The sequence below is a fragment of the Candidatus Laterigemmans baculatus genome (genome assembly GCF_010367455.1).
Lineage (GTDB): Bacteria > Planctomycetota > Planctomycetia > Pirellulales > Pirellulaceae > Laterigemmans > Laterigemmans baculatus.
In genome coordinates, this window is sequence record NZ_WRPR01000033.1 from 19,880 (window position 1) to 34,282 (window position 14,403).

Annotated in this window: 10 protein-coding genes; 4 read left to right on the forward strand and 6 right to left on the reverse strand. The window is 64.0% G+C overall.

All coding sequences use genetic code 11. The annotated features are described in order from the left end of the window. Positions 1-13 precede the first annotated feature (13 nt). The 4 genes from GNK13_RS06900 to GNK13_RS06915 all read right to left on the reverse strand — a co-directional run bounded on the left by GNK13_RS06900 (position 14) and on the right by GNK13_RS06915 (position 5,230). The gene (locus GNK13_RS06900; RefSeq protein ID WP_164101776.1) at positions 14-1,579 is read right to left on the reverse strand and encodes an efflux RND transporter periplasmic adaptor subunit; all 1,566 of its coding nucleotides are present in this window, start codon (positions 1,577-1,579) and stop codon (positions 14-16) included. Positions 1,580-1,853: 274 nt separating this feature from the next. Then, positions 1,854-3,161 (reverse strand): MFS transporter, encoded by a 1,308-nt coding sequence (locus GNK13_RS06905; RefSeq protein WP_164101777.1) that lies wholly within the window; start codon positions 3,159-3,161, stop codon positions 1,854-1,856. Positions 3,162-3,163: 2 nt separating this feature from the next. Continuing rightward, the gene (locus GNK13_RS06910; RefSeq protein ID WP_164101778.1) at positions 3,164-4,216 is read right to left on the reverse strand and encodes a TauD/TfdA family dioxygenase; all 1,053 of its coding nucleotides are present in this window, start codon (positions 4,214-4,216) and stop codon (positions 3,164-3,166) included. 21 nt (positions 4,217-4,237) lie between these two features. After that, a complete protein-coding gene (locus tag GNK13_RS06915) occupies positions 4,238-5,230 on the reverse strand; it encodes an aldo/keto reductase (protein WP_203328965.1) in 993 nt (330 codons plus the stop codon). A gap of 355 nt (positions 5,231-5,585) precedes the next feature. Between GNK13_RS06915 and GNK13_RS06920 the strand changes: the two genes are divergently transcribed. Together GNK13_RS06920 and leuB are read left to right on the forward strand one after the other, a co-directional pair. Then, positions 5,586-6,662, forward strand: a complete 1,077-nt coding sequence (locus GNK13_RS06920; protein WP_164101779.1) for a Gfo/Idh/MocA family protein — start codon at positions 5,586-5,588, stop codon at positions 6,660-6,662. A gap of 276 nt (positions 6,663-6,938) precedes the next feature. After that, entirely contained in the window at positions 6,939-8,012 is a 1,074-nt protein-coding gene (gene leuB, locus GNK13_RS06925) for a 3-isopropylmalate dehydrogenase (RefSeq protein ID WP_164101780.1), read from the forward strand. Positions 8,013-8,147: 135 nt separating this feature from the next. Here the strand turns inward: leuB and GNK13_RS06930 are convergent, their stop codons facing one another. Next, positions 8,148-10,472, reverse strand: a complete 2,325-nt coding sequence (locus GNK13_RS06930; RefSeq protein ID WP_164101781.1) for an efflux RND transporter permease subunit — start codon at positions 10,470-10,472, stop codon at positions 8,148-8,150. An 89-nt stretch (positions 10,473-10,561) separates the two neighbouring features. Here GNK13_RS06930 and GNK13_RS06935 point away from each other — a divergent pair, with 89 nt between their 5' ends. Both GNK13_RS06935 and GNK13_RS06940 read left to right on the forward strand, forming a co-directional pair. Beyond that, positions 10,562-11,740 (forward strand): enolase C-terminal domain-like protein, encoded by a 1,179-nt coding sequence (locus GNK13_RS06935; protein ID WP_164101782.1) that lies wholly within the window; start codon positions 10,562-10,564, stop codon positions 11,738-11,740. After that, positions 11,741-12,586: an alpha/beta fold hydrolase gene (locus tag GNK13_RS06940; protein ID WP_164101783.1), complete on the forward strand. Its 846-nt coding sequence runs from the start codon at positions 11,741-11,743 to the stop codon at positions 12,584-12,586. 130 nt (positions 12,587-12,716) lie between these two features. Here the strand turns inward: GNK13_RS06940 and GNK13_RS06945 are convergent, their stop codons facing one another. After that, positions 12,717-14,399, reverse strand: a complete 1,683-nt coding sequence (locus GNK13_RS06945) for a GH3 auxin-responsive promoter family protein (protein WP_164101784.1) — start codon at positions 14,397-14,399, stop codon at positions 12,717-12,719. Between the last annotated feature and the right edge of the window lie 4 nt (positions 14,400-14,403).

Here is a 14,403-nt window from a genome sequence, read left to right on the forward strand (position 1 = left end):
GCTCTTCCCTTCCTTAAGCCGCTTCCGGAGAGGGCTCGGTCGGCAGGAGGTCGGCCAGTTGCGCCGGGTTCAGAGCGACTTGATCGCCTTCCTCGAGCCCGCGGAGGATTTGGACTTGGGAGTCGTTCTCGCGACCGACCGAGACTTCGCGGGGAACGATGCTTTCGCCGCTGCGGGCCATGACCCAGGTCCGTCCATCGCGCTCGATCAACGACTGGATGGGGACGAGCACCGCGTCTTCGATCGATTCGATCTCGATTTCACACACCGCGGTCATCCCGGGTTTGATCTGGCTGACCTCGGTATCGATCGTGACGACCGTCTCGTAGACCTTGGTATCGCTTCCCCGCCAGGAGTTTTGGTCGGGGAGCACGGCGATCGATTGGACTTCACCGTCGTAGCTGCGATCCGGGAAAGCATCGACCGTGATCTTCGCCGGCAAGCCGGTGTTGAGTTGATCGAGCACCGATTCATGGACCGCCGTGCGGACTTGCATCCGGTTGAGCGACGGCAGCGAGAGGAGGTGTTGGCGGTAGCGGACCGCCGCCCCTTCGCGGATGTCGTCGTTGCGGCTGCTCGCATAGGCGATCATCCCGTCGGCCGGAGAGTAGATCTTGCAGGCTTCGAGCTGCGACTGATAGCGGGCCAGCCGCTCCTCGTCCTTCTTGAGCGATTCGGTGCGGGCGTTGAGCACCGATTTCGCTTGGGCCAGTTTGACTTCGTTGTTGCGAATCACCTGCTCAAGATTCCGCTCGGCGGTTTGCAAAGCGCCTTCGAGCGAGAGCAGTTCCATGCGGCGGACGTAGTTGCGGGTTTTTTCCAGCGACGATTGGTGGGTCCGCAGCTTGTTCAGCGAGGCGGCGTATTTGCCTTCGGCTTGCATGTAGCTCAATTCGCTGCGGCGGAGCTCGTTGCGGTTGGCGTAGCCGAGCCGGAACAGCGTCTCGATTCCCCGCAAGTCGTCGTTCTGCAATTCCAGAGCGGCCTGAGCCGAGAGGATCTCGTTGTTGACGTCTTCGATCGACCGCTCGATTTCGTCGACCGCCAGCTTATGCGTGCCGCTGTCCGGGTCTTGGAACATCGCCAACTCGAGCTTGGCCAACTCGACTTTCAGCCGCGCGTCGGCTTCGGCGGTTTCGTTTTGAACGACTTGGTTCTGGTAATTCGACTCGGCTTGGAAAGCGACGTTCCGCGATTCTTCGGTTTCGAGAATCTGTTCGTCGAGCTCTTCCCGCATCGGCGTCGATTCGATCTCGACGAGCAGGTCGCCCTTCTTGACGCTCGAGCCGTTGGGGATGATCCAGATGATCGGCGTGCCGTTGATGCTGTCGCGCTGCACGTCCTCCACCCCGCAGTAGACCTCGATGTTCTGCTGGCTTTCGAGATTGCCCCGCTCGATGACCGAGACCTTCATGTCACCGCGGCGGACTTCGTGCCAAATCAGTTCGCTGTCGACCGTGGGGCCGCCGCTTCCCCACCGCGCAGCGACGGTCGCCGGTACCGCGACGAGGACGATCAAAGCCGCCACGTAACTCCAGCGGCGGCGCCGAGGGCTCTGCCGTTTGTCCTTTGCAGACACAGTGGATCTCCTATCGCCACAACCAGACCGCCTCCTGCTCGCCGGGCAAACAAACTCGCCGGGCAAACAGTGCGTCTCAGGGTGGCCTCGAGTTCAGCAAGGTGGGTCGGGGTGCGCGTCGCTGAGGGTGGGACGGTTCTCGAGAGAGAATCGATTCGCTCGTGTAATCGGCTCGCTCCCGGTGACCGCAGTCGGTAGGTAGAGGTAGGACGGCACCGGCGGGGCGGTCTATTCTAGACGCTCGGGGCGCTCAAGGGAAATCCCTTTTGCACGCTCAATCGGGCAACTCCTCCCCGCGCGTCTCCGGCAAGAACAGGATGATCACGACGCCGAGCAGGAACAGGAGGCTCAGCGAGGTGACGGCATAGCGGAGGTCCATCCCCTCCTGAGCCTTGAGCCAACCGGAAAAAATCAGCACCGGAACCGCCAGCAGCCGCCCACCGTTGAAGCAAAAACTGGTCCCGGTGGCCCGCAGGTGCGTCGGGAACAACTCGGGAAAGTAGATCGCATAACCGGCGTGCATCGCCAGGGTCAGGAACCCGAACAGCGGCAGAATCGCCAGCTGCTGAGTGTACGTTTGTGGGGCGAAAGCCGTGATCGGCACGATTCCGATCGCCAGCAAATGCATGACGACGAAAGCCCGCCGGCGGCCAATTCGGGCGCACAACGGGCCGAAGGCGAGCAGTCCCAGTCCGCCGCCAGCCGTCTGCACGATTCCGTAGGCGAACTTGGCTCGCTGGGCCGCCGCTTCGGGACTGCCCCCCTGCCGCAGCACCAACTCCCGCGTCAGGTCTTGGCCGGCCACGGTGACGGCCCAGAAAGTTCCCAGCCCGACCGCGGCCAGCGACATCCCCAGAGCCGCTCGTGCGGCCCAGCGGCGATTGAGCAGCAGCTCCCGGAAGCTGCCCAGCGGCGACGCCGTGGCCGATTCTTTGGCCTCGGCCGCCTTCGCCTTCCACTGCTCCGGCTCGCGGACTTTCGCCCGCACCCACAGAATCAGCAGCGCCGGAGCGATGCCGAGCAAGTACGCGTACTGCCACTGGGCCCCGACCGCCAAACCGGCCAGCGCCGCCATCCAGGTTCCCAGAACGCTCGAGGCATGGAAGATCCCCGAGGCGTGCGCCCGAGCGCGGGGCGGAAAAACTTCGGCGACCAGCGCGGCCGCGACCGCCCACTCTCCGCCCACCCCCACGGCTACCAAAAACCGCAGCACGGCGACATGCCACAGCTCGCTGGCAAAGAAGGTCAGGCCTGAAAAGACCGAATAGATCAGGATCGTCAGGACCATGATCGAACGCCGCCCAAAGCGGTCGGCGAGCGAACCGGCGCCGAGCCCTCCAATCGTTCCGCCGAGCAGAAACAGCCCCAGAAACAGATCGCCATACTGCTTCACATCGCCCCCCGAGCGACCAAGGATGTCGCGGAGCATCTGGTCGCGGGTGATGTTGAAGATCTGCCCCTCGTAGACGTCGAACACCCAGCCGGCGGAGGCGATTCCCAGCACCAGCCACTGGTAACCGGTCACCTCGGCATACCAGGGCCGCTCCGTCGCCGCTCGGGGACTCGGCTCAGGCTCGGCCATCTCTAGCTGGCCCCATGATGTTCGGCCCCATGATGTTCGGTCCCGTGAAGCTCGGCCCCGTGATGCTCGGCGGCGACCAGAGAGGCGAGGATCCGGCGGCTGCCACTGAAGGTGCGCCGACCGTGCATGGCGACGTAGTTGTCGACCAGCACGACGTCACCCTGCTGCCACGCATGGTCGTAAGTCAGTTGCTCCGCCATCTCGGCCACCGTCAGGACCGTATCGCGGTCGAGCGGCGTGCCGTCGCCGAAGGTGATCGCTTTGCCCGGGTCGTTGCGGCTGTCTTTCCACCCTCGGAAAGCGGCGATCAACTGATTGAAGAACGTTTTGCGGCCGGGCCCCACTTCGCGGACCGCCGGGAGCACCGGCGTGGTGGCCCGCAAGCATCCGTCGTCGGACCATTCCCAGGAGTAGCCCAGCCCATGCAACCGCTGTTCGGCCTCCTCGCGACGGTTCGCCCGGAACGTGCTCTGCCAGCTCCGCCCCATCCCCGAGGCGGCATCGTCCTCGGCGGGCATCACGTTCGTGTACCGCAGCCCTTTGTGTTCGCAGTCCCGGGCAAAATCGGGGCAGCGTGCGAGCATCTGCTCGAACAGCACGTCGGATCGGCATAGCGGCGTCGCACCGCCGCTCTCGGCTGGCTGTTGGCAATAGAAAAATAGCTTGCTCGGAAAGACCGGCGTCTGCGCCATCTCGTGGTGCAGGTAGATCGTGACATCCGCCGGCGCTTCGTTGGCGGAGAAGACGCGGGGCGTGTAGTTCTTCCGCACGGCGTTGGAGAGCGATTGCTCGTAGGGAAAATTCTCCCAGCCGAAAGCGGCGATGAAGCGATCAAAGTCCTCGGGGCTTTGGACGGGGAAACCGCGAAATAGGATCGCTCCGTGCCGGTCGGCTTTCTGTTCGAAGTCCGACGCGTGAGCCGCCAGCCAGTCCACGGTCTGGTCGAGTTTCGCCGCTGGCGATGCGCAACGCAGCACCAGTGGAAAGGGCTCGCCGCCGTGCTTCTGCTGTCCCCGGACCGAGACTGCTTCCACATCGAGAGCTTCCGCAGGCATCGTGAATCTCCTTGGGAGGGATTATTCGTAGATTGGACAGAACGTGCCAAACGCCGATTCGCAAAACACGCCGGGGTCATTGAAGCGGCGATTGCGATTTAAGTTTGTCAGAGACTGCATCTCGCTGTCACTCAGCTCGAAATCAAACAGGTCGAGGTTCTCCGCCAGCCGTTCCGGTCGGGCGGTCTTGGGAACGACCGCCGTCCCACGCTGGACTCCCCAGCGGAGCACGACCTGGGCGGCCGTCTTGCCATGAGCCGCGGCGATCTCCCCGACGACCGATTCCGACAGTACCGACTCGTCCTCGCTCGCCATCCCCAGCGGAAGATAGGAACCGGCTCCGAGCGGCGAAAAACCGGTCACCGCGATTCCCTGCTGCTGGCAAAACCGCAACAGTTTTTCCTGAGTCAGATAGGGGTGCAGTTCGACTTGCAACATTGCCGGAGCGGTCGTCGCTGAAGCGATCAGATCGCGGAGCAAAGCGGTGTTGAAATTGCAGACTCCGATGTTCCGCACGAGCCCGTCCCGTACCAGTTGTTCCATCGCCCCCCAGGTCTCGGCGATCGGGACCGAGGCCAGCTCCATTCGCGGCTCGGGGGCTTCGGGGTCATAGATCCATTCGGGCGGATAACGCTCGTCGAACGGAACGTAGCGGAGCGCGATCGGGAAATGGATCAGGTACAGATCTAAGTAGTCGAGTCGCAAATCTTGCAACGATTTTTCGACCGCCGGCCGGACATGCTCGGCGGCGTGGTAGGTATTCCACAGCTTGGAAGTAATCCACAGCTCCTCGCGGCGACAGCGACCCGCCTGCAAGACTCGCTCGAGTCCCTCGCCGACCTCGGCTTCGTTTCCGTAATCGGCGGCGCAGTCCAGATGGCGATACCCCTGGCTGACGGCCTGTTCGACGAGTCCCGCGACTTGCGGCTTGGGGATCTTCCACAGCCCCAATCCGACCGCGGGCATCTTCGCGCCGCCACGGAGTTCGAGTGTGGTCTCTTGAGGTCGATTCATGGTGGCAGTTTCATCCATGGGCGGGTGCCCCGCGGACCGGCGACGACAATCCGCCGGAGGGCGCGGCAGCGAGTTGGCTTCCGCAGCAATTTAGCCGGACCGCGCACTCCCGTGGGACCGCAGCGGTTACCTTGGGGACGAATCTCGAACAATACCGCGACCGTCCGACTGGATGATTCGCCAGCCGCCGGCCGTTAAGCCGGATTATTCATCAGCCGCAACGCGCTAGCGTCCGGTTACTGCTGCGTTTTCGAGAACCGGACGCTAGCGCGTTGCGGCTGATGGGTAGCACGTCCGACGAACTCAGAGAAATCATCCGGTCGAGCGCTACGAGAACCAATGGAGAAAGAGAGCGATGAGCGATTCCTCGGCCCGCGTTGGGGCCCCTGTCCGTTTCGGCTTGGTCGGTTTTGGGGCCTGGGGACGCTGCCACGCCGACGCGATCGCTAAATCGCGGGGCGGCGAGTTGGTCGCCATCGCCGCGCGCTCGGCTGAGAGTTGCAACGCCGCTCGCCGAGCCTATCCGGATGCCGAAGTCGTTTCTGATTATCGCCAGCTCGTTCAACGGCCCGATGTGGACGTGGTGGACGTCGTGCTGCCGAGCCATCTGCACCACGAAGTCAGCGCGGCGGTCCTCTCGGCGGGCAAACATCTGCTGCTCGAAAAGCCGATGGCAATCTCGCTCGAGGAGTGCGACGATCTGATCCGCCTCGCCCACCAGCACCAGCGGCTGTTGGCCGTGGGGCACGAGCTGCGGCTGTCGTCGCTGTGGGGGAAAGTCAAAGAAATGGTCGATGCGGGGTACGTCGGCACGCCGCAGTACGTGTTGGTCGAGCTGTCGCGGAAACCGTATCGGCCCGGAGCCGATGGTTGGCGGTACGACATCGCGCGGGTGGGCAACTGGATCTTGGAGGAGCCGATCCACTTCTTTGATCTCGCCCGCTGGTATTTGGGCAGCGCCGGGGAGCCCGAGCGGGTCTACGCGGCGGCCAATTCGCGGCAGAGCGAACACCCCGAGCTGCAGGATAACTTCAGCGCAATCGTCCATTTTCCCGGTGGCGCCTACGCGGTCGTCTCGCAAACGCTGAGCGCGTTCGAGCACCATCAGACCGTGAAGCTGAGCGGGACCGACGGCGCTTTGTGGGCCAATTGGAGCGGAGCCCAGGACCGCACCCGGCAGGCGAGCTACTCGCTCCGCGCGTTCAACGGCGGCGAGGTGGAGACGATTCCAATCGACAAACCGACCGGCGAACTATTCGAACTGGAAGACCAGGTGGAGATGGTCGCCGAGGCCGTCCGCCAGCGCCGACCGCTGGCCTGCACGGGGGTCGACGGTCGCTGGTCGGCGGCGATGTGCTTGGCGGCCGAGGCCTCGGTCCAAATGGGACAGCCGGTCGAGATCCCGCGGCCCAAACCGATCGGGCCTGCTTGAAAATCTCCGCCGACCGGTCGATGACCCTCGGAAACGATCGTGCTACGCTTTCGCCCTCAGCCCGATTGAGCCGAAGGCGCTAGCCTCGGGCCCCGGCCCGATTGAGCCGAAGGCGCTAGCCTCGAGCCCCGCGACGCCTGGCTTATTGAGCTGAAGGCGCTAGCCTCGGGCCGAAAACAGGAAATGACACCCTCCCGGGGGGAGGGTGATGATGAAATGAGTGTTTACCGACGGACCCCAATCCCTATTTCAAAGTCAACGTGGACGGAGACGAACGTGCGAGCGAATCTAGTGCTGTTGCCCGGTGATGGGATCGGTCCCGAGATCATCGACCAAGCCGAGCGGGTATTGGTCGCTGTCGCTGAGAAGTTCGGCCATCAATTCGAGCTCGAGCGGCACTTGATCGGCGGGATCGCGATCGACGAGACGGGCGACCCGCTGCCGCAACCAACGATCGACGCCTGCCGGGCTTCGGCCGCCGTGCTGCTCGGGGCCGTCGGGGGACCGAAGTGGGACGATCCGAACGCCAAAACGCGGCCCGAAGCGGGGCTGCTGAAAATCCGCAAGGAGCTCGGCCTGTTCGCCAACTTGCGTCCCATCCAGACCTACCCGGAATTGGTCGACGCCTCGCCGCTTCGCCGCGAGATCGTCGAAGGGACCGACATCCTGTTCGTCCGCGAATTGACCGGCGGGATCTATTTTGGCCCGTCCGGCAAGGGCGAAGTCGACGGGCACGAGTCGGCCTACGCGACGATGCTCTACACCGTTCCGGAAATCGAGCGGGTGGTCCGCTTGGCGGCCGAAGCGGCTCGCGGACGTCGCGGGAAATTGTGCAGCGTCGACAAAGCGAACGTCTTGGAGCCGAGTCGGCTGTGGCGGCGCGTCGCCGACCGCGTCGTCCGCGAAGAGTTCCCCGACCTCGACTACTCGGTGGTCCTGGTCGATGCGATGGCGATGCACTTGATCAGCCGTCCCCGCGACTTCGACGTGATCGTGACCAGCAATCTGTTTGGCGACATCCTGACCGACGAGGCTTCGATGCTTCCCGGTTCGCTGGGGATGCTGCCGAGCGCTTCGGTCGGTGCGAGCGGACCGGGGCTGTTCGAGCCGATCCACGGCTCGGCTCCCGACATCGCTGGTCGCGGGATCGCCAACCCGCTGGCGACGATCCTCGCCTCGGCAATGATGCTCAAGCACTCGCTGCAGTTGCACGACGAAGCGGCAGCGATCGAAGCAGCGGTTCGGAAAGTCTTGGCCGACGGGGCGCGAACGGCCGACATCGCCCGCGGCGGAGCCTCGATCTCCACCACCGCGATGGGCGACCGTGTCCTCCAGGCCCTCGCCTCCTGAGACGCATAGTCGCCTTTCGCTCCGCGAAAGTAGCGCTCGCGTAGTCACCTTTCGCTCCGATGAAGTAGCGGTAAAAACGCAACTTTCGCGGAGCGAAAGGCGACTATTTGCATTCAACCCGTCCGGCGGCGGATTTCACTCGACCGCCGCAGTTTCTTCCGCGGCGGCCTCTTCCTCCGTGGGCGGGTCGTCCGAGACGAGCGGGTCGTGGGCGTTTGGCGGGGGCAAGAACCAGCGGCCGAGCGGACTGGCGAGCAGTGCCGGGAGCACGATCAGGTCGCCGACCGTCGCGATCATCAACAGCAGCACGAGCATCCATGCGAAGCTCCGCGCCGGGAGGAAGTTGCTGGAGGTGAACGTCAGCATTCCGGCGGCACAGATCAGCGCGGTCTGCAGCAGGGCTCGACCGCAGTGTCGGTAGGTCTCGTGGATCGCGTAGATCGCTCCATGCCCGTGCAGCAGCTCCCGCTTGTAAGTCGCCAGGAAGTGGAACGTCCCGTCGACGGCGATCCCCAGCGCCACGCTGGCGGTCATCAGCGATCCGATATCGACCGACCAACCCATCCAGCCCATCGAGCCAAACAAGATCAGCGGCGGAAAGATGTTGGGGATCATCGCCACGAGCGCCGCCCAGAGGCTGCGGAGGATGAAGACCATCACGCAGCTGACCAGCAGGATCGCGGTCAGGAAGCTGTTGAACAAGTCGGCCAGCAAGGCCCGCTGCACTTCGTAGACGGCTGAAGTGACACCGGTGTAGGTAATTTCGATCGACTCGGCTTCCGGCTCTTCCAGGAGCGGATCGATCCGCTCGCGGAGTCGGTCCAAGAATTGGCGGTAGTCGATATCGCCGCGGCCGGTAACCCGTCCGCTGACCCGCCACAGCTGCGCTTCGCCGTCGCTACGGATGTAGCCCGCCGCGGCGAGATCGCCGAGCCGATCGCGGAGCCGGCTTTCGTAGACGGCTCGTTGCGTGGTCGCTCGAAAGCCGCTTCCGCGGGGCAGCGGCGGCATGAATGTGATCGCCGAGATCGCCCCTTCGACCAACTCGACTTGCCGCGCCTCGGCATGCACGCGAGTGACGAAGGCGGCTCGCTCGACCAGGTCGAGCGGATTGTCGCCGTCGAACCGCACGATGACTTCGACCGGGACCAGCGGCGTGACGTGCTCCTGGAACCAGTGGTGGTCTTCGACCGCGCGGGTCTCGGGCGAGAGCAGTGAGACGACATCCAGCGTCGTCGTCACCCGCGTTAGCCCCCAGCCGAACCCGATCAGGGCGAGCAAGGCGACCACCGTCAGCAGACCATTCCAGCGGCGCATCACCGCGGTCAGCAGCACCCATACGCTCTTGCCCCCGACTTTCTCCAATCGCCGCAGCGTAAAGCGACGCTTGCGGAGGAAGCGTTGAGCCCCGGGCCACCACTGCATCGCCCCGGGCAACAGCAAGAACAGCAGGACCATGGTCAGCAGAACGACAAACGCGCCGAGGACGCCGAATTGCCGCACCGGCTCGACGTCGCTGACCAGCAGCGAGCCCAAGCCGAAGGCCGTCGTCACCGCCGCGAGCATCCCGGGCCGCCAGCCTTTGGCCAGCGCGTGCGCCGTCGCCGTCCGCTTTCTGCCCTCGCGGAGCGCTTCGTAGTAGTAATTGACGAGGTGGATGCCCGCCGAGATCGTCAGCACGAAGACCAGCGGCGGCAATACGATCAGCACCGCGTTCATCGTTGCACCGGAATAGTAGAGCGCGGCCAGGGCGACGCCTTGCCCGAGGGCGGCGACGGCGACGACCGGCAGCGTGAACCAGAGCGAGCGGAGGCACAGCCAGCACAGCAGGAACGAGAGCACCGCCGAGGGGACCGCGAAGGTCTGGATCGACTGGACGCTGAACAGGTCGATGGCCATTCCGTCGATCGGCGGCCCCGCCAAGCGATACTTGGCACGGGGCAAATTCACCGTGGCGTCGGCCGCCTTGAGGATGATCTGCAGGGCCTGCTCTCGCTGCTCGGCTCCGAGCGGCGTCAACTCGAACGCCGCGCAGGTGGTCTCTCCGTCGGGACCGATCAGCACGTTCTCCAGACGGCTGACCGCCGCCCGGCGGGGGATGCCGACCTCGGTCAACTCGCGAAGCGTCTCGTATCCGTTGGGAGTTCCCGCAAACAGCTCGGGTTCCCCCGCGGCCCAACGCTGCTGCCGAACCCGCTCGACTTCCTCGGCCAGTGCCTTCAGTCGCTCGTCGTCGATCGTACAGCCGGGCCAACTGATCAGGATCAGCTCGTGCACGTCGAACTGCTCGATGTACTCTCGGAAAGCCCGCAGCGAGTCGGACTCCGGTGGAATCCACCGCACCGGTGCGTTGAACATGCTCGCGATCGCACTTTGGGCGCCGTGCAGCACCAGCGGCAACGAGGCGGCCATTGCGAGCAGAGTGGCGAACGAGAGATAGGCGAGGAATTTTCGACGCATGGCGTAGCCAGGCTAGCGGCACAATCGAGGTGGTGGACAGTGCGAATTGTGGCAACTACCTTGGCTCGTCGAAAGTACAAGGGCCATCCATGCGAATCGTGCGGTTCTCGATCTACCTCCTCCGGCTTCCCCTTCGCCACGAGATCAAGCACGCCTCGGCAGCCCGCAGCGACAGCGTCAACGTGCTGATCGCTTGCGACTTGGCCGACGGAACACGCGGCTGGGGCGAGGGCGTGCCGCGGTCCTACGTGACGGGCGAAACGCCTGTAGGGGTTGTTGAACAGCTGCGGGCAACCGATCTAGCCGCCCAGTGGAGCGACGACTGCGAATCCTGGCCGGACGTGATCGCGATGTGCGATCGCTTCGCGCCCGCGGCGGTTCGCGAGGATCCTCGCGGCTGTTATGGAAACGCCCTGCGATGCGCCGTCGAGCTCAGCGTGCTGGACGCGTTTGGCCAACGGTTCGGCGAGCCCGTGAGCCGCGTGACCGCCCACCTGGCATCGGCAGCAAATATCGCCACCACCCTTTCCACGGTTCGGTACTCGGGGGCCGTCACCGCCGCTTCGCCGCGCCGCGAAGCGACGAGCGCGGTAAAAATGCGGCTCTACGGCTTTCGCGACTGCAAGGTGAAGGTCGCGGTCGGGGGCGACGAGGCGGCGCGGCTCCGACGTCTTCGCCGTTGGCTCGGCGGGCGAATGGTGATTCGGATCGACGCCAACGAAGGCTGGTCGGCCGACGTGGCGGCAAAGCAAATCGAGTCGCTCGCCCGCTACGGAATCGCCAGCGTCGAGCAGCCCGTGCGGCATGAAGAGGTCGACGCACTCGCCGAGATCCGCAAGCAAGTCGCCACGCCGATCATGCTCGATGAATCGCTGACCGGAATGCAGGACGCCGAGCAGGCGGTGCGAACCCAGACCTGCGACTTGTTCAATATCCGCTTGTCGAAATGCGGAGGGTATCTCCACTCGCTCCGCTTAGCCGCCTATGCTCATCAGTCGGGCTTGGGCTACCAGCTCGGCTGCCACCCGGGCGAATCGCCGATCCTTTCGGCCGCCGGCCGTCATTGGGCCACGACCGTCCGCGATGTGAGGTTCCTGGAAGGCTCCTACGATCGCCACCTCCTGACGCGATTACTGACGCACGAAGACATCACGTTTGGCTACGGAGGCCGCGCTGCGGCGCTGACTCGTCCGGGACTGGGCGTATCGGTCGATGCAAAAGCGCTCCGCGACTTGGCCGAGCCACAATCCGTGGTGGAGGTTTTGTAAGTGCACTCCCCTGCCCCGCGGATCGAATCCTTCACCGCCACGGACGGCTACGCATTCGCATGCCGCCGCTGGGAGAGCGATGCGCCGCGGGCAAACGTGGTGGTGCTGCACGGAATTATCAGCCACAGCGGATGGTATCTGAAAACCGGCGAGCATCTGGCCCAGGCCGGTTTCGCCGTCCATGCCCTCGATCGCCGTGGCTCGGGATCGAATGGACAGGCCCGAGGGGATGTGGACCGTTATCCCACCTGGATCGCCGATGTCGAGCAGTACATCGAAGCGCTCGGGGACAACGTTCCGGTGCTGTTGGTGGGGATCAGCTGGGGTGGATTATTGGCGACCGCCGTGGCGCGGCGGCATCCCGAGCGGATCGCAGGGCTGGGGCTGATCTGTCCCGGTCTCTTCGCCCGAAAAGGGACCAGCGCGATTCAGTATTACGCCGTACGCACCGCCGCGCGGTGGGGGATGGCCAGCTGGCGGTTTCCGGTTCCCCTCCGCGATCCCCGGTTGTTCACCGACTCGCCCTCCTGGCAGGCCTTCATCCGCGACGATCCCGAGACGCTTCGCAAAGTGACGCTGCGACTGGCCCGAGCGTCGGGCGAGTTGTACCTCGACACGGTTCGCGATCCCGAGTTGATCCGCGTGCCGACACTGCTGATGCTGGCTGGCAAGGACCCGATCATCAAGAACGAGGAAGTCCGCGCCTTCGTCGAAAAGTTTTCCACGGGCCAGCAAACGATCCTCGAGTACCCCGAGGCGAGCCACACGCTGGAATTTGAACCCGACCCGTCGAAGTATCTCAGCGATCTCGAAGCCTGGTGCCGAGCGGCAAGCGAGCGGCGTTAGCAGCGAGTCCTTTGAATTTTTATCAGCCGCCGGGCGCTAGCCCCCGGTTGCCGAAAAGCCCGTGGGAACCGGACGCTAGCGCGTGGCGGCTGATTCCGCACAGTAAACCAACAGTCAACGGGATCACACCCTAGGCCGTCGAGGCGGGGGCGGGTAGCTGGGTGATGAAATCCTGATCATTGGTCAAACAGGGATGCTTGAACTGTTCGACACTGGCTCCGCGACGCGTGAGTGCTCGCCGGTGAAAGGCTCGCCAAGTTCCCGCTGGTAGTCGGCGGACGACCACGGGATCGAGTCTCCGCGTCGCGACTCGGTTTTCATACTCGCAGTTGACTTCCGCCAGACGCCGATCGACCGCGGCGGCGAGCCTTTGTTCGGATGCGGTGTCCATCGTCGATTCGATCAACAACTCGTAGTGGGGCGGATCGCCAAAGACGGGGGCGAGGGTGAAGTGTTCGATGCGTTGACCGAGTTCTTTGAGCGAGTCGCGAACCGCGGTCACGACCTGGTGCTCGCTGAGCTTCTCGCCGGTCATGCTCGAGTAGTGGGCACCCTTATTGAGAAACTCCAGAATGGGTGCCTGACCTTCAAAGCCGACGCAGCGGACGACGTCGTGAATATCGTGACGCCACAGAGCGCTCGACGTGGACATCACGAGGTAATAGTTCTGGTCGCGCTCCAGTTCGTGAGCCTCGAGGATCGTGGGGTTCGCCGATTCATGTTCTGCCTCTGGAATGAACTCAAAGTACTGACTGCCGACGTCGAGAACCCCGGCCGGTGAGTTCGCTTCGAGCGGGATCGTCATCCGGCCCTCGCTGGCCGAGAGCCCGTGGTCGCGAAACGTGACGTCGCCAAAATAATCTTGTACTTGAGGGAGGTAAGCGGCGACCGATCCACCGGTCCAAACAGCCAGCACCGCGAGTTGCTTCCAGTAATCGCGCGGCCAGAGGTGGCCGGTTTGCTCGACGATCTTTTCGAGCGCTCGAGCCCGTTTGGGATGGGCCCGATCAAATTGTCGCTGGAGCCGTTTGCGGACTTCCTCGGGGAGCTGGACGTTGCGGTCGAGAGTCCCGTCATGGATGTCGCGAATCAACGTATCGCGTCGCTCGTCTCCGAGCCGCGCCAGGCCGATCAGGGTGAGCGGGTTGGCGGTGATGAGGATGCCGACGTTTTCCACCGGCATCGCCAGACGCAGCGCCGTGTACTGCTTCGATTCGGCGTCGGGAATCTTGTTGAGCGCGGTCGGCAAGCAAAAGATGAGATCCGAAACGGCCGGGCGGGTTTCCGCGGCTAGCCCGCTGATGTTGCCACAGTAGAAACCGCCCTCGGTTCGCGTCTGCTGCCAATCGCTGCTGAACTGCAGCGTCTTGGTCCGCAGCAGTTCCGGGTGTTGGTGGTAGGTCCGCATGCCCCACACGTTCCAGCCCCGGCGATACTCTTGGAAAAAGTGGTTGGTGATCGGGATGTACTTCGACTCGCTGGTCGTGCCCGAAGTCATTGCGAACATCAGGACTTTGGTGTCCGGACCGAACATGGCCCGGACGTCTCCCTGCTTCACGCGTTCCACGTACGGCCGAAAGTACTCGTAGTCGGTCAGCGGAACGTGGCGGCGGAAATCGGCGATCGTTCGGATTTGGTCAAACCGGTGGTCGCGACCAAAATCGCTGTCCATCTCGCGGCGAAGCTTGGAGAACAGCACCTCGCGCTGCAGTTCCGCCGCCCGCTTTGCGCTCGCTAAGAAGCGACGGACTTCGCGTTGGCGGAGACCGACGTAGGCTCGCAAACCGAGGGCGGTGCTGGTGGTTTTAAGCATGAGG